11 protein-coding genes and 2 pseudogenes are annotated in these 20,918 nt (G+C 70.9%); 3 read left to right on the top strand and 10 right to left on the bottom strand.

Annotation, left to right across the window (positions count from 1 at the left end):
* Positions 1 to 44: 44 nt before the first annotated feature.
* The 4 genes from ACWCPI_RS17140 to ACWCPI_RS17125 all read right to left on the bottom strand — a co-directional run bounded on the left by ACWCPI_RS17140 (position 45) and on the right by ACWCPI_RS17125 (position 9,864).
* Positions 45 to 2,699, bottom strand: coding sequence for an RICIN domain-containing protein (locus tag ACWCPI_RS17140; RefSeq protein ID WP_451038878.1), 2,655 nt, complete (start codon positions 2,697 to 2,699; stop codon positions 45 to 47).
* Positions 2,700 to 3,088: 389 nt separating this feature from the next.
* The gene (locus tag ACWCPI_RS17135) at positions 3,089 to 4,600 is read right to left on the bottom strand and encodes a glycoside hydrolase family 43 protein (RefSeq protein WP_451038877.1); all 1,512 of its coding nucleotides are present in this window, start codon (positions 4,598 to 4,600) and stop codon (positions 3,089 to 3,091) included.
* Between the two features lie 211 nt (positions 4,601 to 4,811).
* Positions 4,812 to 7,301 carry a SpoIIE family protein phosphatase gene (locus tag ACWCPI_RS17130; RefSeq protein ID WP_451039056.1) on the bottom strand — a complete coding sequence of 830 codons (2,490 nt, stop codon included), beginning with the start codon at positions 7,299 to 7,301 and terminating at the stop codon, positions 4,812 to 4,814.
* 331 nt (positions 7,302 to 7,632) lie between these two features.
* A complete protein-coding gene (locus ACWCPI_RS17125) occupies positions 7,633 to 9,864 on the bottom strand; it encodes an alpha-L-fucosidase (protein ID WP_451038876.1) in 2,232 nt (743 codons plus the stop codon).
* Positions 9,865 to 10,556: 692 nt separating this feature from the next.
* Between ACWCPI_RS17125 and ACWCPI_RS17120 the strand changes: the two genes are divergently transcribed.
* Positions 10,557 to 11,279 (top strand): FadR/GntR family transcriptional regulator, encoded by a 723-nt coding sequence (locus ACWCPI_RS17120; protein WP_451038875.1) that lies wholly within the window; start codon positions 10,557 to 10,559, stop codon positions 11,277 to 11,279.
* 121 nt (positions 11,280 to 11,400) lie between these two features.
* On the opposite strand, the gene ACWCPI_RS17115 is transcribed toward ACWCPI_RS17120, so the two are convergent.
* On the bottom strand, positions 11,401 to 11,988 hold the full coding sequence (locus ACWCPI_RS17115; RefSeq protein ID WP_451038874.1) for a TetR/AcrR family transcriptional regulator: 588 nt from the start codon (positions 11,986 to 11,988) through the stop codon (positions 11,401 to 11,403).
* Positions 11,989 to 12,132: 144 nt separating this feature from the next.
* Positions 12,133 to 12,912 (bottom strand): helix-turn-helix domain-containing protein, encoded by a 780-nt coding sequence (locus tag ACWCPI_RS17110; RefSeq protein ID WP_451038873.1) that lies wholly within the window; start codon positions 12,910 to 12,912, stop codon positions 12,133 to 12,135.
* 72 nt (positions 12,913 to 12,984) lie between these two features.
* Here ACWCPI_RS17110 and ACWCPI_RS17105 point away from each other — a divergent pair, with 72 nt between their 5' ends.
* A complete protein-coding gene (locus ACWCPI_RS17105; protein ID WP_451038872.1) occupies positions 12,985 to 13,803 on the top strand; it encodes a phytanoyl-CoA dioxygenase family protein in 819 nt (272 codons plus the stop codon).
* Positions 13,800 to 14,123, top strand: coding sequence for a hypothetical protein (locus ACWCPI_RS17100; RefSeq protein WP_451038871.1), 324 nt, complete (start codon positions 13,800 to 13,802; stop codon positions 14,121 to 14,123). The genes ACWCPI_RS17105 and ACWCPI_RS17100 overlap by 4 nt, the downstream gene beginning before the upstream one ends.
* A gap of 227 nt (positions 14,124 to 14,350) precedes the next feature.
* Here the strand turns inward: ACWCPI_RS17100 and ACWCPI_RS17095 are convergent, their stop codons facing one another.
* The 4 genes and pseudogenes from ACWCPI_RS17095 to ACWCPI_RS17080 form a co-directional block, all read right to left on the bottom strand.
* The gene (locus tag ACWCPI_RS17095) at positions 14,351 to 15,316 is read right to left on the bottom strand and encodes a glycoside hydrolase family 6 protein (RefSeq protein WP_451038870.1); all 966 of its coding nucleotides are present in this window, start codon (positions 15,314 to 15,316) and stop codon (positions 14,351 to 14,353) included.
* 244 nt (positions 15,317 to 15,560) lie between these two features.
* A pseudogene (locus tag ACWCPI_RS17090) lies at positions 15,561 to 16,631 on the bottom strand (endo-1,4-beta-xylanase); the annotation flags it as partial.
* Between the two features lie 906 nt (positions 16,632 to 17,537).
* The gene (locus tag ACWCPI_RS17085) at positions 17,538 to 19,679 is read right to left on the bottom strand and encodes a beta-galactosidase (protein ID WP_451038869.1); all 2,142 of its coding nucleotides are present in this window, start codon (positions 19,677 to 19,679) and stop codon (positions 17,538 to 17,540) included.
* 67 nt (positions 19,680 to 19,746) lie between these two features.
* Positions 19,747 to 20,778: pseudogene (locus ACWCPI_RS17080) on the bottom strand (LacI family DNA-binding transcriptional regulator); the annotation flags it as partial.
* Positions 20,779 to 20,918 lie beyond the last annotated feature (140 nt).

Here is a 20,918-nt window from a genome sequence, read left to right as displayed (position 1 = left end):
GGGGCCGCAGACCGTGGTGGCCGCGGCCCCGCTCGGGGGTGGGGTCAGGACGGGTCACCGTACTGGAGGCCGCGTCCGTTGGTGCCGACGTAGACGCGGCCGAAGGTGTCGGGGTCGCCGGTTATGACGCCGGTGCCGCCGATGGCGCCCCACTGGTGGGCCTTGTCGTTGACACGGAGCCAGGTGGCGCCCTTGTCGGTGGAGCGGAAGACTCCCGTGACGTCCTTGACGGTGCCGATCAGGTACAGGGCCTGGTAGCCGGTGCCCGGCTTGGCCTTGCCGAAGCCGAGGGCGGAGGCGGACTGCACCGTCTTGAGCGTGGTGAAGGTCCGGCCGCCGTCGGTGGAGTGCAGCAGCCCCTTGCCGTGGCCGGCGATCCACAGGTCCCCGGCGACGCCGGGGACGGCCTTGAGCCGGCCGTCGGCGGGCAGGTTGCCGGCCCGGGCGGTGAAGGTCGCGCCGCCGTCGGTGCTGGCGTAGAGCGTGCCACCGGACAGGGAGTAGAAGGTCCCGGCCGAGGAACGGTCGGCGACCACCACGGCGCCGGTGCCCAGCCCGCCGACCCGCGACCAGCTCGCGCCCTTGTCGGTCGAGCGGTACGGGGCCTGGCCGGCCTGGGTCCAGATGATGCTGGAGCCGTCCGCGGCGAGCGCGACATGGCCGTCCTGGGCACCGGCCACCGGCTCCGCCTTGAAGCCGGTCCAGCTGAGGCCGCCGTCGGTGGAGTACGCGCCGTCCTGGTCGCCGCCACGGCCGACGCGGACCATCATCGCGGGCTTGGACTGGGCGAAGTCGATGTCGGTGCTGTTGGTCATCATCGGGTTCTTCAGCCGCCCGGACGGCACCTTGGTCAGGGAATCGTGCCGGAAGCCGCCCTGGTCACCCATGGCGGTGATGACGGCGGCGCCGCCGGGCGGGGCGATCGCGTCCAGCAGCGCGGTCTCCTCCAGCCCCCGGGCACCCATGCTCCAGTGGCTGGTACCGCCGCTGTCGGAGGCGTTGGCGTTCTTGCTGCGCAGGATGCCGTTGCCGGTGCCGTACAGCACGTGCCCGGAGTTGAAGGGGTCGATGGCCAGGGCCGTCATCCAGTGCCCGGTGTGGGTGCCGACGTAAGGAGCGGCGGAGGCGTCCCGCTTCGACTTGTCGGCCAGTGCCTGCCAGGTCGTGCCGCCGTCGGTGCTGCGGTAGATCTCGTCCTCGGGCCACCAGCGGCCGAGGGTGGTGACCATCACCGTGGAGGGCTTGCGCGGGTCGACGGCCAGCCCGGAGAACCCGTAGTTGCCCTGGGAGGGGGAGATGTTCTTCCAGGCCCCGCGGCCCGGCGTGAACTTCCACACCGAGCCCCCCGTCACGCCGTTGGGCCCGAGGTTGTCGGTGTACGTCAGGTACAGCGAGCCGTCACCGGAGAGGACGCCGTGCTGCGGCAGCTGGCCGGTGGGCTGCCCGGAGACGGCCTGCCAGGTCTTGCCGCCGTCGGTGGAGCGGTACAGGGAGGTGGACTTGTCGTTGACGCCGACGTAGACCGTCTTGCTGCCGGCCGGGCCGTACGTCACGAAGGAGATGCCCGCGCCGCTGCTCGCGCCGTCCTTGACGGGGAACGAGGAGACCTGGCTCCATGTCTTGCCGTAGTCGGTGCTGCGCCACAGGCCGTTCTTGCGGGTGCCCAGCAGCAGGGTGCTGTTGTCGGCGGGGTCGACCGCGAGTCGTTCGCCCGCCCCGCGGCCGTCCTCGTTGGCGCCCAGCTTGAACGGCAGGTTGGTGCGCTGGAAGGTGCGGCCACGGTCCGTCGAGCGCAGGATCGCGCCGTTGCCCGCCCAGTCGTTGGTGTAGGTGCCCGCCCCGAGGTAGAGCCGCTTGGGGTCGACGGGGTCGGTGGCCACCGAGTCGATGCCCAGCAGGTTCCAGTCCTTCTCGCCGATCCAGTCGGTCAGCGGGATCCACTGCTCGGCCCCGGTGTCCCAGCGGTAGGCGCCGCCCATGTCGGTGCGCGCGTACAGCAGACCCTTCTCCCGCGGGTTGAAGACCAACCCGGTGACGTAACCGCCGCCCACCACCTGGGCGTTCCTCCACACATACGGTCCGGCCGCGGCCGTGGTCTGCGCGGCGCCGGTCGAGGGCGCTCCGCTCCCGCCCGCCTTCACCAGCTTCCACTGCTGGTTGCTGCTGCCCTTGTCGGGGTACTGGATGACCGCCGCGCCCTGGTCGGTGGAGCCGCCGGAGACGTCCAGCAGCTGGCCGCTCCTGCGGGAGGTGAGGGTGATGGCGTCGGAACCGCTCACCTCGCTGATGCGCCATTCCTGCGAGGTGGCGGAGCTGTCGGTCTGCTGCTCGGCCACCGCCCCCTGAGCGGTGGAATTGCCCGCTATGCCCAGGACTTTGCCGCTGTTGCGGTTCACCAGCTCGTAGTAGCCGTCCCCGACGGGCTTCAGCTTCCACTGCTGGTTGGCGGTGTTCTGGTCGGTCCACTGCTGGATCCGGGTGCCGTCGGCGGTGGAGAAGCTGTTGACGTCCAGCACCTTGCCGCTGCGCACGGAGATCAGCCGGTAGTAGGCGTCAGCGTCGACCGTCGCGGCCTGCGAGTCCTCCTGCGCGTACAGCAGATACGGCACGAGGACGGCGGGCACGCCGAGCAGCAGGCCGGTGGCGGTCCAGCGACGGCGGTGACGCCCGCGGCGCCCGCCGTTCGTGGGGTTGTTCATGGGGAGGCGATCTCCTCGGAATCTGTCCAACGGTGGAAACCCGGATCACGGCCACCGGAACTGGCCGGATCCGCTTCCTAGTCGGCGCAGACCTCGCACAGGTTGCCGCGAGCCCGAGACTTTTTGGATCACCCGGTGCGGCGGACGTGGGACGGAGGCGCCGAGGGGGCCGACGCCGAGCCGGGAGCCGGTCACCGAACCGGCCCTGGCGCTCGGACACGCTTGCCCTGGTTGCCCGGACGGGCGGCAACCAGGGCGGGGAGGCAGGTCGGTCAGGGGAATCTTCGTGTGTCATGCCTCTCGTTCGGTCGTGCCTCACGGTCGGCGGTCGGGGCCGGCTGCCTCCGTGGTCGGTGAGGCCCTGGTCCAGAGGTCGGGAGGGGGCGGGGTCAGTCGTCGAGGGGCTCGTAGTCGAACCAGTCGAAGTGGACGGTGCCGGTTACGGCGTACAGACCGATGACCCGGCCGGTGAAGCCGCCGGCGACCTCGGTCGACAGGTAGCGGCCGTCGAGGACCGCGAGTTCGGTGAACGTGCCGTCGGGCTCCTCGACACCGAGGGCGACGACGTCGGGTCCCGAGCACGGCCCGGGAGCGCAAGGCGGATCCGTGACCGTGAGGGCGAGGACCACCGGCCCGGCGGGTACGGACCGCGAGGCCACGACCGTACGCAGGGAGCCGACGCGCGCGACCACCCGCACCCGGGTGCCGGACACCTCGATCGCGTAGTGGTGCCGCTCGTCCAGCCGGACGGCGAGGCCGCCGGAACCCTGCCCCGCGTCGACCAGAGTGCGCGCCCGGCAGGTGAGGTGCTGCTGACGGCGGCCGGTGAACACCACGTCGGGCTCGTCCAGCGAGCTGCCCCGCGCATGCAACGTCAGCCACCCGGGGCGCTCTTCGGTGGTGCAGTGCTCGGCGGAACGGTCGCGCACGGAGATCCAGGACGGCCCGAGTCGGGCGAGTTCGAAGTCGTCGCGCTGTTCCTCGGCGGGGCCGGGGGAGAGCGGCCAGGGGAGGTCGGGAAGGTCCAGGGTGACCTCGCCTACGACCGGCCAGTCGTCCTCCCAGGTCACGGGCGCGAGGAAGGTCTCCCGGCCGAGCACGTGCCAGCCCGGGGTGCCGCCTCGCGGCCGCACCCCGAGGAACACCATCCACCACGAGCCGTCGGGGGCCTGGACCAGGTCGCCGTGCCCGGTGTTCTGGACGGGGTGGTCGGTGCCCCGGTGGGTGAGGACCGGGTTGGCGGGGCACGGCTCGAAGGGGCCGCTCGGAGTGAGGCCACGGGCGACCGACACGCCGTGGCCGCGTTCGGTGCCGCCCTCGGCGATGAGCAGGTACCAGTAGTCGCCGATGTGGTACAGGTGCGGCGCTTCCGGGGCTTTGGCACCGGGTCCGCCGGACCAGAGCTTGTGCAAAGTCCCGTACGTCTGCCCGGTGGACGGGTCGAGGCGGACCTGGGAGACCCCGGCGACGGTGCACCAGCACGTGCCGTCCTCGTCCCAGGCCAGGTCGGGATCGATGCCGGGTACGCCCGGCGCCCGGACGGGATCCGACCACGGTCCGGCCGGGTCGGTTGCCGTGACGATGAGGTTCCCGCCGCCCTCGCTGCAGTTGGTGACGATCAGCCAGAAGCGGCCGTCGTGGTGGCGCAGGGTCGGGGCGTAGATCCCGCCGGAGGGCGGCATCCCGGCCGGAAGCCGCAACTGGCCCGGCCGGTCGAGCGCGTTGCCGATCTGCCTCCAGTGCACCAGATCACGGCTGTGGAACAGGGGTACGCCGGGGAAGTACTCGAAGCTGGAGCAGGCGAGGTAGTAGTCGTCACCGACGCGGCAGATGCTCGGGTCGGGGTGGAAGCCGGGGAGCACGGGGTTGGCGGCGCGGGCGGGCCGGTTCTGAGCGGGCACCCTTGGTCGTCCTTTCGTTCGGGTGGGCAGCGGATCGGCCCAAGTGTCGAAGCGCTTCACTTCGAAGGGAAGCTAACGGACGCGTTTCGCGCCAAACAAGAGTCGTGCGGCAAGGAAACTTTCTTACAGCCGGCATTTCTCATGGTTCATCAGCATCAGAGACCGAATCGATGCGCTTCGACAACGTGGCCTTTCCGCTGTCGTATATCGCTCATTGCGGCGTGGGTGCGGTGAGGGCCTGTGCGCACCAGATGGTCTTGCCGTCGGTGGTGTGACGGGTGCCCCAGCCCTGGGTGAGCTGCGCGACGAGCAGCAGACCTCGGCCGCCCTCGTCGAAGGCGCGTGCCCGGCGCATGTGGGGGGCGGTGCTGCTGGCGTCGGACACCTCGCAGATCAGGGAGGTGTCGCGAATCAGCCGCAGCCTGATCGGCGGCTCGCCGTATCGGATTGCGTTGGTGACCAGCTCGCTGACGACCAGTTCGGTGACGAACGACGCCTCCTCCAAGCCCCAGGCGTCCACCTGTTCGACAGCGGCCTTCCTGACCCGCGGCACCTGCGCGGTGTCGGGCTCGACGTCCCAGTCGGCGACGTGGTGGGGATCCAACGCCCGTGTGCGAACGAGCAGCAGGGCGGCGTCGTCGGTGCGGTGATCGGGGAGCATGGCGTCCATCACCATGTCGCACTGGGCTTCCAGCGAGGTGGCCGAGTGGTTCAGTAACTGCTGCAGTTCGGCGGTCCGCTGATCGACGTCCCGCTCGCGGCTCTCCATCAGTCCGTCGGTGTACAGCGCGAGCAGGCTGCCCTCCGGCAGTTCGAGCTCGGTGGCCTCGAAAGGCAGACCACCGATGCCGAGCGGCGGTCCCGGATGGGCGGGGACCGGGGTCCTGGTGCCGTCCGGGGAGATGATCAGCGGCAGTGGATGGCCGGCACTCGCCAGCGTGAAGCGCTTGGATACCGGGTCGTAGACGGTGTACAGGCAGGTGGCCCCGAACTCGCCGGTCGGCTGGGAGTGGCTGGTCGGCTGGGAGTGGCTGGTCGGCTGGGAGTGGCCGGTGGGCTGGAGGTCGCTGGCGAGGTGGAGGACCAGGTCGTCCAGGTGGGTCAGCAGCTCGTCCGGCGGCAGGTCGACGTCGGCGAGGGTGCGTACGGCCGTACGCAGCCGGCCCATGCTGGCCGAGGCGTGCAGGCCGTGGCCGACGACGTCGCCGACGACCAGGGCGACCCGGGCGCCGGACAGCGGAATGACGTCGAACCAGTCGCCGCCCACCTCGGTGCCGGTACCGCCGGGCAGGTAGCGGGAGGCCACCTCGACCGCCTCCTGGACCGGCAGTGCCTGCGGCAGCAGGCTGCGTTGCAGAGTCAGCGCGGTCGTGCGCTCGCGCGAGTACCGCCGGGCGTTGTCGATGGCGACGGCCGCCTTGGCGGTCAGTTCCTCGGCGAGGATCAGATCGTCGGCGGTGAAGGCCTCGGGCCGGTCGAGGCGGGAGAAGGCGACGACGCCGAGGAGCGCGCCGCGCGCCCGGAGCGGCACGGTGATCCGGCCCGTCAGCCCTTCCGCGGCGATGGACGCGTCGATCACCGGATTGCCCGGTGGCCAGTGGGCCGGGTCGGCGGCGAGCCCGGGCCCGAAGGCCCACTCGCCGCCCTCACCGGGCTCAGCGGCCAGCTCGACCGTGGACCTGCCGGTGGCGATGCAGCGGGCGGCGACGGAACCGGGAAGATGGGTGACGGGCTTCGTGGGCCCGGGAGCCTGCTCGGGGCCGTCCTTCGCGCTGTGCTGGGCGGCACGGCTGAGCCTGATCGTCTCGCCGGGGGCGAACCCGGACACCGAGGGCGGTTCCTCTCCGCGCAGCACCTCGTCGAAGAGATCGACGCTGACGAGGTCGACGAATCGCGGCACCGGAGTCATGGCCAGTTCCCGGGCGGTGCCGATCACGTCGAGTGTCCGGCCGATGCCGCCGCCGGCCTGGTTGAGGATGAGCAGGCGCTGCCGAGCCCAGTACTCGGCGCTCATGTCGAAGCCCCAGTTGGCGATCGCGCGTACCGTGCCCCCGGCATCCCGGACGGGCCAGATGCTGGTGGCCCAGGCGTTGGCGTAGTTGCTGCCGCGTGGGCGGAACACGGTGATGAGACGCGTGGCCTCGCCCGTCCTCGCCACTTCGGCGAGCGCATCGGTATAGGGCTTGTCGTCCCTTTCGGGAAACAGCGTGCGGTCGAATTCGGGAAGCACCTCGCGGTACTTCCTGCCGAGCACCTGCTCCTCGGAGTGCGCTATCACCCGGCCCGAGGAGGCGTTGATCCACAGGAACCTCAGCTCGGGGTCGTAGACGCCCAGAGCGAAGGGGGACTGCTCGAAGGCCCGGTCGGCGATCACCGGGCGGCCTCCCCAACGTTGCATGGTCACCACGTGGCCCAGCTCCCGCCCGTCGGGGCCGTGCAGCGGGTGAGCCGTCACCACGGTGCCCACCGTGGAACCGTCCCGGTGGCGCAGCGGGACGCATTCCGTGCGGTCGGGGCCGGCCCCGTAACCCTCGGGGAAGCCGGGGGGCGGGGGATCGACCAGCAGGTCGGTCACGGGGCGCCCGACGATGTCCTTCGCCGTCCAGCCCAGCAGCAGCCGTCCCCCCTCGCTCCAGCCGCTCACCATGCCGTCCGGAGCCACCACGACAGCGGCGGTTGGGGCATCGTGCTCACCGGCCATGTCCACGCGCGACACCTCCGTCCGGATGGATGTGCCTGTCGGGGCGGTTCCCGGCGCCAGCTTCCAGGCTAGATCCGCTCATGCTCCCCGGCGCCCCGGCCGGTACCTTCCGGATCACCGGGTCACCCGGGGGCATCGGGGCCGGCGGTCGGGCGGCTCCTCGTCCACGTCGTGCACGCGAACGGCCCCGGACGCGGAGTCCGGGGCCGTGCGGAGCGCTGCCGAGTGGGTGAGGGGAGAAAGGACCCCAGGTCAGCGGCGCGAGGTGTACTTGTGTGCCAAGGGCGCCCCGGATCCCGTCGCCCACGTCGACGGCGGAGGGATCCGCCGGTCACTGCGCGGTGAAGGTCCACAGCAGGTTGGTGCTGGAGCCGTAGGTCCACTGCTTGGTGACGGATCCCGAGCCGACGTTGCCGCCGCCGTCGAGGACCAGGCCGGTGGTGCGGTTGGCGAGGGAATAGCGGTCACCGCCCCGGTGGGTGATGGTCCACTGCTGGTTCGTGCCGCCGTTCCAGGGGGCCTGGCGGGCCGGAGAGCCGTCGTCGGTGGCGCCCCAGCCGTCGGCGACCATGCCGTTCGTGCGGTTGACCAGCCGGTAGTAGCCGCCCGCGACCGCCTCCGCCCGCCACTGCAGGTGGGGACTGCCGTCCCAGGTCCACTGCTTGAGGGGGGACCCGGAGGCCACGTCGCCGCCGCTGTCCAGGGCGAGTCCGTTGGTGGCGTTGGTGATCCGGAAGTATCTCGCCGGATCGAACCGGACCCTCAGCGAGGTGATCTGGTCGTTGTTGCCGGTGTTCCTGAGGTCGGGGTTGTCGGCGTCGAAGGTCCAGGAGGTGCCGGTGAAGTCGTCGCCGGAGTAACCGATCACCTGGTAACCGGGGGCCGGCCGCAGGGAGGAGAGGGTACGCGTGCCCAGTCCGGCCGCGGTCAGGTCGGCCGCGGTGTAGTCGCCGACGGTGAACACGGCGGCGGCGCCGGTGTAGTCGACGTCCGCGAAGGCGACGGCGCCGGCGAGCGGCCGCAGGCCCGGGATCGTGCCGGAGAACGCGAGCTTGAGGACGTAGGCGCCCGCACTGTACGGCGCCGACGACGGCAGGGCGATGGAGAGGCCGGAGGAGTTCTGGGTCGGCTTGGGCAGGTCGATGTAGGTGCCCGCGGTGGTGCCGAGGAGCTTCACAGAGGTGAGCGACGAGAGGTTGATCCGGTCCGAGCCAAGGGTCTTGATCGTCAGAGAGCTGCCCGGCCAGCCCAGGACGGTGGCGTACAGGACGGTGCCGGCCTTGTTGCGGGTGAAGCGGATGTCCTGGGGCGTGCCGGCGTGCGGGGTGGTGAACGAGCCGCCGCCCATCTTCGTCGGGCCCTCGCCGTACGCGGTCCAGGCGCGGGTCGCGTACACCGACTCGCCGAAGCGCTTCAGGTGGTCTCCGATGCCGAGGAGGATGTCCCTCTGCGCCTGGGGGATGGTGCCGTCGGCCATCGGCGCGATGTTCAGCAGCATGTTCCCGTTCTTGCTCACCCGGTCGATGAACGAGTGCAGCATCTGCTGGACGCTGTAGTAGCCGATGCCCTGGGTGTAGCACCAGCTGCTGCTGGAGATGCTGTCGTCCGTCAGCCAGTACGGGGAGGCGAGGTCGGCCGGGCCGCCGCGCTCGTAGTCGAAGACCTCGCCCTTGCCGTGCATGCCGTCCTTGTACGTGGTGACGACCTCACGGCCCCAACTGCCCGCCTGGTTGTAGTAGTACGCAAGGAAGTTGAGGCGCTGCTGCTCGTCCACGGCGTCCAGGTTGAAGTCCTGCCACAGGATGTCGGGGCGGGCGCGGTCGACGACCTCCTTGAGCTTGTCGAACCAGAGTTGGTTCGCCGCGGTCGGGTCCAGCTGCCCGTAGAGCTTCTTGAGGCTGGGGTCCGTCCGGGCGGGGGCGTGTTCGTAGAAGCCGGTGAAGTTGTACGCGTGGTGCATGGCCACCAGCAGCTTGAGGCCCTTGGCTCGGACGGCCGTGGAGAAGAGCTTCAGCAGGTCGAGGCCTGGGCCCTTCTTCACCGAGTTCCACTCGTTGACCTGGCTGTCCCACATGGAGAAGCCGTCATGGTGCTCGGCGACCGGGCCGGCGAACCGGGCGCCGGCGTCGACGAACAGCTGCACCCACTCGTCCGGGTCGAACTTCCCGCCGGCCGACTTCAGCTTCGGTGCGAACTTCACGGTGTTGCCCGCCGAGTCCCGCGCCCCGTCGATGAAGTTGTGGTACGGCCATGCCGAGGGCTGGCCGTAGGTGGCGATGTGGTGCCGGTTGGCGTTGCTGCCCGCCTGGTACATGCTCCGCGGGTACCACTCGTTGTCGTAGGCGGGGACGCTGAACGCGCCCCAGTGGAAGTAGATGCCGAACTTCGCGTCCTGGAACCACTCCGGGGCCGGCGGGTGCTGGTCGACCGAGTTCCAGTCGGGCGTGTACGTGCTGGGCGCCGCCTGCGCGGTGCCGCCACTGAGCGCCTCTGCGGCAACGGCCGCCGCGGCCACGCACGTTGCGGAGGCCAGGAAACGGCGCCTGTTGATCGAGCGAGACATGGGCACATCCCTGATGCGGACGAGGACAGGGGAAGGCAGGGTCACGCATGAAGGTCGATCACCACGCCCAGGGATGTCAACCGGCGTGCAGGGATGAAAGCGATTGCGTGGATGGGCGAATAGCCCGGTTTGTGTGTTGCTGGCAAGGAACGCGACTGCCTGGACATGGCATGTCTTGAGGTGCTTCATGGCTGGTTCGCGTCACTGCAAGCCCCTGATCGCGCGGTCCCGGCCGCCGCGTGCGGGGGCGGGTGCCCGGCGCGGAGGCCCTCGCCGACGTGTGGGCGATGTGTGAACTCGGCCTTCTCGGGAGGTCGTCCAAAGACGTGGACACGTCACCCCGAAGGTGCCCTTGAAGACATCCGGTCAATGTTGTGCGGCGGGCCGCAGGCGACCGGTGAGGGCGGACGACCGGCGAGGCGCGCGATCGACCAGGGTCCGCACGGCCCGCCCGTGCGCCTGCCCCAGCACTCCACCCCACGAGACCACAGCGCCGGAGATCGCGCCCGACGAGCTCACACGCATCCCAGTATCATCATCGTCACGCTCGGCATGCGGACTCCGGAACAGGTCGTACGAAACGTGGAACTCCATGGGCAGCGCGTCCTCGACGGTTTCCGGGGCGACCTGCGCACTCATCGGCTGATCAGCTCGGACGTGCCCGCGGAGCACGGCCCAGGGAGGAGGCCGCGTTGTCTCTGACGGACAAGGCCATCGAGCAGATCCGTGAGCTGATCCGGACCGGTGCCCTGCCGCCGGGCTCCAAGCTCCCGCCGGAGCCGGACCTGGCCGCTCAGCTGGGACTCTCCCGCAACCTGGCCCGTGAAGCGGTCAAGGCGCTGTCCGTGGCGCGTGTCCTGGAGGTCCGGCGGGGCGACGGCACGTATGTCACCAGCCTCCAGCCGAGCCTGCTCCTGGCGGGGGTCGGCGGTGCGGTGGAACTGCTGCAGATCGACTCGGTCGCCCTACGGGATCTCATGGAGGTGCGGCGGCTTCTCGAACCGATGGCCACGGCCCTTGCCGCCACCCGGATCTCCGACGCACAACTGGCCGACGTGAAGCGCCACCTGGACGCCATGCGTGCGGCCCGCGACGACGTGGAACAGCTCAACGCCCACGACGCCGCCTTTCATCGCGCCGTCGTCTCGGCCACGGGCAACGAGACCCTCCTCACCCTCCTGGAAGGCATCTCCGGCCGCACACTGCGCGCCCGCATCTGGCGCGGTCTGGTCGACGACAAGGCAGCGGGCCGGACCCTCGCCGAGCACGAGGCGATCTTCGACGCGCTGTCCACCCGTGACGCCGTCCTCAGTCAGGCCGCCGCGCTGCTGCACGTGAACAACACCGAGCAGTGGTTGAGGGAGCATCTGCGCTCCGGCGAACCCCTGCCCTTCGGGACCGCGGTGCGAGAGTGACGGGCGGGCGCTCCCCCGGCCTCCGGCCGGCGCGGGTGCCGTCACGCCCGCCGTCGTGTCCGCCCTCGGGATCGCGCGGGGCCGCCGGCCCGCGCGCCCTCTGCGCCTTGGCGGGGCCGCCTCAGGCCATGGCGAGGACGGCCGAGACCAAGGCCCGCAGGCATGCCCTTTCGGCCTCCTCGTCCGGCAGTGCGAGGTGCTGCATCGTCAGCCCCTCGAAGCCCGCGAGGAAGAACCTCGCGATCGTCCCGGCGGGCTGGGCCAGCTCGTGGCCGGTGCGTTCGGCGGCCTCGCCGATCAGCTTCGTCGTCACCGCCAGGACCTCGCTGTGGTGGCTGTGCAGCGCTTCCTTCAGGGGAGGCGTGCGCAGGGCGAACATGCTGAGCTCGGTCAGCAGCTGATGCGCCTCGGGCTGATCGAGCACCGTGCGCCAGAGCGCTTCGGAGAGCGTGCCGACGGTTTCCTCGAAGCTCGCGTCCGTGGGAGCGGCCTGCTCCACCTGGGCGACCAGCCCTCGGGTGACCTGCTCCATGACGGCTCGGTAGAGGTCTTCCTTGGTGCCGAACGTGTAGTGCACGGTCGCCTGTGCCACACCCAGCTCGGCGGCGATGGCGCGGGTGCTGCCGGCGGCGACGCCTTCCCTGCTCATCAGGTCGATGGCCGCCTTGATCAGTTGCGGGCGGCGCTCTGCCGCGGATACATGAGCCATGACTGCATCCTATGCGACTGAGTCTGGTGAACAGGTCACTCGATCGAATTCGCTGCCGGTCGGGACGAGGTGTTCCTGGACCGCCCGCCGGACGGACGGCAAGGCCGCCCGGTGTCCAGGCCGGCCGCACCTCCCTCGATGCCTTCATCGCTGCGCGCCGCGCACGGCCCGGGGCGAGGCTCCGAGTTCCCGGCGGCAGGCCTTGTTGAATGCCTGCAGGTCGGGAATGCCGACCGTGGCGGCGATCGCGGGGATGGACAGGGTGGACTCGCGCAGCAGGTGGCGCGCGCGTTCCAGGCGGCGCTGCCGGATGTAGGCGACGACCGTGTCGCCGGTGGCGGCGCGGAACAGTCGGGTGAGGTGGTTGTGGGAGACCCCGGCGGCGCGGGCCACGTCGGGGACGGCCAGCGGGTCGGCCAGGCGGGACTCGATATGGCAGATCGCGGCGGTGACGGCCGGATGCGGACTGTCCCGGGGGTCCTGCGGGGCGGGCGGGGTGAGCTGGGCGACTCGCCACAGGACGGCCCAGACCTCGGCCGCCGCTCGCACCGGAGTGCTCGGCCAGGCGGCGACGGCCTGGAGCATCAGGGCGGACAGTGCGGGCAGTTCCGGGCCCGCGTCCTGCATGACGGGCACGGAGCGGAGTTCGCCGCCGACGGGCAGGCGCAGGTGGGCGTACAGGTGCTCGGAGCGGCCTTGGTAGCGGTACCGGACGGTCGTGGCGGGCGGAACGAGGCTGATCCGACCCGGGCGGACGGTGTGGGGAGTGCCGCCGACGGTGAGGTCGGCCTCGTACCGGTACAGGTGGAGCTGCCACAGGTCGGGCAGGCGGAAGACGTCGGTGTGCCCGGCCGGCCCGTGGATGCCGACGCCGACGTCGGCCACGACGGGCGGTTCGTCCAGGCATACCGCTACCTCAAGCATGGTGAAAAACTACCAGTAGTGGGTGAGCCGGGGCCACGCGCCCGACACGGTGCGCTCCCTACCGTGGTGGACATGACGACAACCGGAGAGCACCTGCTCAGCTCGGTGCAGATGGCGCACTTCGTCGCCCATGGCTCGCTGCGCATGGACGCCGTGGTGCCCGCGGAGATGAACGCCGAGGCCATGGAGGTGTTCCGGGCCGGCATCCCGCCGGTGCCGTACGGCACGCCGGTCCCCAAGGCGTATCCCGAGGGATCCCTCACACGGCGCCTCGTCGAACTCCCGCAGGTCGCGGGGGCGTTGCGCAGTCTCGTCGGACCCGATCCGCACATCGACCACCACGCCGTGCACGTCCGGGAGCCGTACGAGGGAGCGGCACAGCCACTGCACGGGGACGCGATCATCGACGTACGGACCGACGCGTTCGACGTGCAGCTCATGTACTACCCGCAGGAGGTCACGCTGGAGATGGGCGGAACTCTCAGTGTGCCCGGCAGCCATCTGCGGCGGACGAACGAGAGCGACACCGGCCGGTACCAGAACCTGCGCGGCCAGAGCCGACTGGTCTGCCCTGCGGGTACCGTGGTGTTTCTGCACCACGGCCTGTGGCACGGTGGCCGACGCAACGACAGCGGTGTCCGCCGCTACATGTTCAAGATCCGCTTCAACCCGAAGGTACGGCAGCGGCTGCTGTGGGACACCTCCGACCTGTCGGACCCGCGTGTGGCGCAGGAGTTGAACACCGGTTTCCCCTGGTACGAGCACGCGACCGGCCGCCTGGAGCTCTACAACCGCGTCCTGCTGTGGCGGGAACTGACCGGCGACGAGGGCTTCGACCTCGACCACTGGGTCACCCGCGTCTCCAACCGACCGCAGGAGGTCTCCGCGTGACCACGACCACCCCCGCCCCGGCGTCGACCGCCTCCACGGTCCGCCAGCAGGTGCTGGTGCTGTACCTGGCGACGTCGGCCCTGGACTCCCCGGTCATCGGCTGGTCGCTCTATGACGGCACCGGTCGCACGTCCCCCACCACGGGCGACAGCGACGAGCCTCCCTACGAGACGGGCGTGGCAGCCCTGTGCGACGGCTGGCGCCTGATCCAGGCGGCTCAGTTGATCCCCCCGTACCCGGGGCACGAGTACGACGTGTCCTTCCTGAAACACGAGTTCTTCTTCGAGAAGCTCGTCGATCGGGACGACGCCACGCAGTGACGGTGCCGGACCGGCACGGTCGTCGCTCACTCACTGCCGGAGATCCCGATGCCGCGACGGTCGCCCGCACCGGCCGGCCCTCCTGCCCGCGTTGCCGCCCGCTCTCCCGGCGGGCCGACTCACCGGCCTGCGCACGCGGTGCGACCTGACGATCGAGGGAGGCTGATACGGCATCAGGGCCGAGGCCGTCCGCGTCCGTCTCAGGCGCGGTCGACCTCGGCCCCGGATCAGTAGCCGTAGATCATCTTGTAGGCGACCTCCGGGAGGAACTGTCCGGCCGAGGAGCCGGCTCCCACCCCGCAGTTGCCGTCGGACTCGCCCGGGACCTTGATCCACAAGAGCATCTCGGCGCCTCCGCCCAGTTGGGAGGGGGTGCCGATACGGCGGCCCGAAGGGTTGCACCACTGGCCGTTGGATCCGTTGCCGTTGCGGCTGGTGTCCACGACGAACGGCTTGGTGTAGCCGTACCGGACACCGAGTTCCCTGTTGACGGCGTTGCCGTACGCGGTGTTCTCGGCCGTGGTCAGGTAGTTGGAGATGTTGAGCGAGAAGCCGTGGGCCTGCCGCAGGCCCGCTTCGTGAAGGCGCCGGGCCATGGTCGCCGCGCTCGCCCAGGCCGGGTTGCCGGCGTCCAGGTAGACCCAGGTGTTGGGAGCCTGACGGTTGAACTCCGCGAGCGCTCCGGTCAGCATGCTCTCGCGCTCGTCGATCTGCGCCTGGGTCATGCAGCCGTAGTCCCCGAGGGAGTCGGGTTCGAGGACGACGACGGCCGGGCGGCCTGCGATCCCGCCCGCGAACTGGGCGATCCAGTTCGCGTAGGCGGCCGGCGAGGAGGCTCCGCCCGCGGAGTGCCCCCCGCAGTAGTCGCGGTTGTAGATGTTGTAGGCGACCAGGATGGGCAACTTGTCCCGGGCGTCCGCGGCGCCCACGTACGCGCCGGTGGCGGTGCCGATGGTGCCGCTCCAGGAGCCGAACCAGCGGGCCGTCGGTGTGTTGGCGATGGAGGCGTTGATCGCGGATGCCCGGCCGTCACCTGGGTTGGCGGCGACCCACCGCTTCGCGCTGGAGTCGGGGTCCACGTAGAACCCGTTGGTCATGGTCGTCGGGTCGGCCGCGTGGGCTGGTGGGGCGGCGGCGAGTGCCAGTGGCAGCGAGCACAGTGCTGCCACCAGGGAGAGGAGTCTGCGGCGCATGACGGGTACCTCGGCTTTCCGGCAGGGTTGCGTCCGAAGGTGGGCGGTGAGGACCGGGGGAGCGCTCCCATGGGAAGTGTCCCCACGGTACGGTCGGGCAGCGGGTCGAGTGTGCCGGGGGAGCGCTCCCATGGGAAGTGTCCTCACGGCACGGTCGGTCAGCGCGTCGAGCGGGTCCGGATCAGGAGGCCCAGCCGCGACGGGAGGAGGTCGTGGTCACGACCCGCGTCGGGGTTCATGCCCCGGGCAGAGCGGCGGCGTGGGGAGCGCTGCGCGCGGCGGCGGGCGTGCCGCCCAGCGTCGTCAGTGCCGCGTTGTACGCGGGCTTCTTGCTGCCGCTTCGGTCGAACAGCAGCGGGTCCTCCGTGGCCCGCCAGGAGTCGCTGTCGCGGATGCCCCAGACCGTGATGCCGGTGCAGCGGGCGACGTTCATGCAGGCCCTGACCGTGTTCGCGTACGCGGTCGGCGACGCCTGCGCGATGTCCAGTTCGGTGATCTGGACGTCCACGCCGAGGGCTGCGAAGTTCGACAGCGTGGTCTGGAAACTGGCGGGCGGGCCGCCGGTGCCGAAGTGCGCCTGGAGGCCCACGCAGTCGATGGGCACGCCGCGCGCCTTGAAGTCGCGGACCAGCCGGTAGACGCCCTGGGTCTTGGCGTCGCTCCAGTTCTCGATGTTGTAGTCGTTGTAGCAGAGCTTGGCCGCCGGGTCCGCGGAGCGCGCGGTGCGGAAGGCCTGCTCGATGAAGCCGTTGCCCAGCACGTCCCGGAAGACCGAGCTGCGGAGCTGGCCGCCGGGGCCGTCGGCGAAGGCCTCGTTGACCACGTCCCAGGAGTGGATCCGGCCCTTGTAGCGGTTCATCACGGTGGTGATGTGGTTGTTCATCACGCCGCGCAGGCTGTTCGCGTCCCTGATGGCGCTGACCCAGCCGGGCAGTTGGGAGTGCCAGACCAGGGTGTGGCCGCGCAGGCGCTGACCGCGGGCCTGCGCGCGGTTCGCGATCTGGTCGGCGGGGCCGAAGTTGAACGAGCCGCGGGACGGCTCGGTCGCGTCCCACTTCATCTCGTTCTCGGGAGTGACCGAGTTGAACTCCCGGTCCAGAATCCTGGTGTACGTGCCGTCGCCGAGCCTTCCGGCGGCCACGGCGGTCCCGAAGTACCGTCCGGACTGGGCCGCCTGGGCGCCCAGGGTCGAGGCGCGGACGGCGTCGGGCGCGGCGGTCGCGGCGGTCGCGAAGACGGGGGCCACCAGTGCGGTCACCGCCAGCAGCGACAACACCGAGGCTCGGCGACGGCCGAGCCGTTTCAGCGACTTCATGGTTCTCCTCGTACGGGACGGGTGGGGGGTTGCGCCGTACGCTCGACCGGATGGCGTGGCGGAAGCGGCCGAAGTCGATCCGGCCGAGCCGGTAGGACGCCCTGCGGCTCGGACGGTGGGCCGGCGACGACGCCTCGATGGGTTCGGTACAGCCACGCAAACCGTTCAGGTGGTACTCGGCGCCGAGGACGAGGACGGGCACCGATGCCCGGCGGCGGCGATCTGCGGGTTGTCGAGAGCATGACAGATTCAGGTGTCTTCCTCTGTGAGGGAGAGAGCTGCAAGGGGGGCGTCGCCCACGCTCGTTCGAGATGGTGAACGCTGACTGAGTTGCTGAGCATCCAGGATGATAGAGGGCTGGTACATCCCGTCAATGCCTCTCGCAGGGTTCGTCGTCTTTACCGAAATATTTCGATGACTGGGACAGCCCGCGGGCTGTCGAAGTGCGTGTCTGACGGTGCGTCGGGTAGCGATCGACGACTGCGCTGAAGGGAAGTTGACTGGCCATCAGTGTGGGCAGGACCAGGAATCTCAAGCATCCGTGGGCAATCGCGATCCGAAAGTCAGCCGAAATAGCGCACCGCCGGTGAGCGTCTTATGCACGCCGTGGGTCAGCCCTCCGCGTCGGCCATCCGCTGTCTGTCGCGGCAGGCTGACGACCGCTTCATGCGCCGAGCCGTTCGCGGGCGCCGCGGATGGGCAGTCCGCGGCGCCCTCCTGATACGACGGAAACCGTGTCCACCGGCTGGTCCCGGGGCTCCATCGGCGGGGCGGAGGGCAGGGTGAGGCGAGGTGCCAGCACGTCGTCGGAACCGTTGCTGCCCGACCACACCTCCGCATCGCCCGCGACGCGGGGCCGGGGCGCCGAGCGTCGGCCACGCGCACGGGGCGGGCCGCCGCCCGGTGTCACCCGTCCTGCGCGGGAGGCGCCGGTGCGGCGGCGAGGACGCGGACGTCCCAGGCGCCGAGCGGCACGGGTGTCCCGGCCGGGACCACGCCGCCGTCCAGGGCGTCGGTCAGGTCCACCGGGGCCTGGGCGGTGGCCGGTTGCCGGCTCCAGTTGTGGACGACGTGGACCCGCCGGCCGTCGGGGGCGGTGCCGGTGGCGACGGTCACCGAGTCCGGCAGGCCCTGCCAGCCGCTGCGCGGGGAGGGCGCCAGCCAGACGGCGAGCGCGCGGGCGAGGTCACGGCCGGGCACGGTGCCCACGCAGGTGACTCGGCCCGCGCCGTGGCGGCGGGTGGTGACGGCGGGCCAGCGTCCGAAGTGCGGGTGGTCGTACTCGGCCAGGACGTCGGCGTCCTCGACGGCCAGGCCCTCCACCCAGCGGGTGGCCACCGCACCGCCCGGCAGCTGGAGCGGGCTGTTGGGCGCGGCGCGCAGCGGCAGGTCGGCGTGCAGGTTGCTGAACTCGTCGTACCGGACGCCCGCGGCCCGCACCAGCCGCGCCGGTGCCACCTCGTGGCGCGCCCGCGCCTCGTGGTCGCCGCAACCGGTGCGGGGGCCGAGGACGAGGTGCCCGCCCGCCTGAGCGTAGGCGCCGAGCCAGTCGAGCATCCCGTCGTCCGCCACGTACAGCGCGGGGGCGATGAGCACGGGGTGCCGCTCGGCCGCCGACTCCGGTGCCGGTCCCGGGCGTTCGCCGCGCGGATCGTGCAACTGGCGGGCGTGCAGGATCCGTACCTGGCGCCCCGCCTCGAACGCGCCCCGGTAGAAGGGGTCGAAGACACCCTCGTACGCACCCGCGTCCGGACCGCCGTCGGGACCGGCGAGCGGCGGGTGCTTGCGCATCAGCCACTTGCTGGGCGCCGAGTACACCATCGCGATGTCGGCGTCCGGTGTGATCCCGGCGACCAGGTCTCCGGCCCGTTCGAACTCGGCTCCCAGCCGGGAGAGTTCGCCGTAGACGCGCCCCGGGCGTCCGCTGTGCGGGAGGATTCCGCCCCAGTACGTCTCGGCGCCGAAGTGCAGCGTGTGCCAGTGCCAGTACTCGATCATGCGGGCGCCGCGCGCGACCAGCGCCCACGCGGCCTGCCGCCACTGCCCGTCGAAAGCGGGCCGGTTGTCCGACGTGCCGCCGATGGCCTGGGCGTTGGTCTCGGTGATCAGGAACGGCTCCTGGCGGGAGGAGTAGATCCGGTCCGCGCTCTGGTGCAGCGCCCACGCCCCGTACGCCATCCACTGCCCCGGCAGCTTCTCGCGCGGCGGCTCGGGCATCGTGAGACTGTCCTGCATGTCGTAGTAGGGGTTGCCCGCGGTGACGTCCAGGCTGTCGGTGAGTTCGTCGTCCTCCAGCCCGGGAGAGCCGTAGGCGAGGCAGGTGGTGACGAACTGGCCGGGCCTCGCGTACTCGCGCACGATGCCGGCCTGCCAGGCGATGAACTCGGTCGTCCGCCGTGCCTGGAACGCCTGCCAGGCCAGGTCGTACTGCGGCTGCGCGTTGCCCTCCGGCCTCCACAGGTCGGCCCAGGTGGACAGCCGGTGCGACCAGTACACCAGCCCCCACTCGCGGTTGAGCGTCTCGACGTCGCCGTACCGCTGCCGCAGGTCGTCGACGAACCGCTGGAAGACACCGTGGTTGTGCGGCAGTCGCGGGCCCGGCTCGTTGTCGACCTGGAAGCCGATCACCGCGGGATGGGCGGCGTAGCGGGCCACGACCGCCCGGACCACCCGCTCCGCGTGGAAGCGGAAGGCCGGGTGCGTGATGTCGACCTCCTGCCGGGCGCCCCACGCGGCGCGGCGCCCCGCGGCGTCCTCGGCGGCGATCTCCGGGTACTGCCGGGCGAGCCACGGCGGCACCGCGTAGGTGGGAGTGCCGAGCACGACCGAGATGCCGCGCTCGTGGGCGCCGTCGAGGACGGGCTGCAGCCAGTCGAGTGCGAAGCGGCCGTTCTCAGGCTCCCAGGTGGACCACACCGACTCGCCCACCCGGATGACGGTGAACTTCGCCTGCGCCATCAGATCGAGGTCGGTCCTGAGCCGCTCGTACGGCTGGTACTCGTGGTAGTAGGCGGCGCCGAACAGGACGCGTGCGGGCAGCTGGGTCATGCGGAGTCCTTGGGGAGACGGAGGGTCCGGGGCAGACAGGGGCGGCCGGCCGGTGGCCGGAACCGGCTTACGACGGCCGCGCCGGACCGGTGCTCCGACGAACCGCCAAGGTGGGGGCCAGCAGCACACGTTCGTCCTCAGGCGCGGTGCCCCGTGACACGGCGTCCAGGCGGCGCATCACCTGCTCGACCGCCACCCGGCCCAGTTCCGCGGCCGGTCCCGAGACGGAGGTGAGGGCGGGCGTCTGCTGCTCGGCGAGTTGCTCCGGGCAGAGGGCGACCACCGAGGCGTCCTCGGGGACCGTCCGCCCGCCGGTGCGCAGCAGACCGAGCAGCGGGCCGATCGCCCCCTCGTTCTGCACGACGAACCCGGTGGTTCCCGGCCGCTCGGCGAAGACCCGGTCGAGCACGTGGGCGGTGCTCGCGTACGTGCCCTCGCACGGGCGGTGCAGCAGGCGCAGTCCGCGTTCCGCGGCCCGCTCGGCGAACCCGGCGAGGGCGCGTTCGGCGTACCCGGCGTGCCGTTCGTAGATCCGGGGGCCGTAGCCGATGAAGGCGACGTCGCGGTGGCCGAGGTCGGCGAGATGATCCGCGCACAGGGCCCCGGCGGTCGCGAAGTCGTGGTCCACGCAGGACAGTCGGTGCGCGTCGTCGGGCAGACCGATGAGCGCGGCCTGGGTGCCCTGCTCCCGCAGCACCGGGATGCGCGGGTCGTCGAGCTCGACGTCCATGAGGATCACGCCCTCCGCGAGGCCGCTCGCCGCGACGCGCCGCACGCCCTCGGGGCCTTCGTCCCTCGTGATCAGCAGGACGTCGTACCCGTGCCGGCGGGCGGTCGCGGTGACGGAGACGGCGATCTCCATCATCACCGGGACGTACATGTCGGTGCGCAGCGGCATCACCAGGGCGATGATGTGCGAACGGCGACCGGCCAGTGCCCTGGCGCCGGCGTTGGGGTGGTAGCCGAGCTCGGCCACGGAGCGCTGAACGCGGCGCCGGGTCGCTTCGGACATCGAGGTCCGGCCGTTGAGCACATGGCTGACGGTGCTCGTCGAGACGCCCGCGCGCCGGGCCACGTCCGCGATGCTCACCATGGTGGTCTCTCGGCTTCTCTCCGGTCGGCTGCGGTCGCCTCGAACTCGAAACTGTGTCGAAGCGCTTCACTTAGCGATGCAAGGTAGTGAGAGCTTTGCAGCGAAACAAGAGGTGAGGGGTAATGGAAACAATCCTCCATGTGGGC

The organism is Streptomyces sp. NPDC001920, from assembly GCF_053594495.1.
The sequence above is the reverse complement of the archived record's forward strand: the minus strand, read 5'-3'. Positions and strand labels throughout refer to the sequence as shown.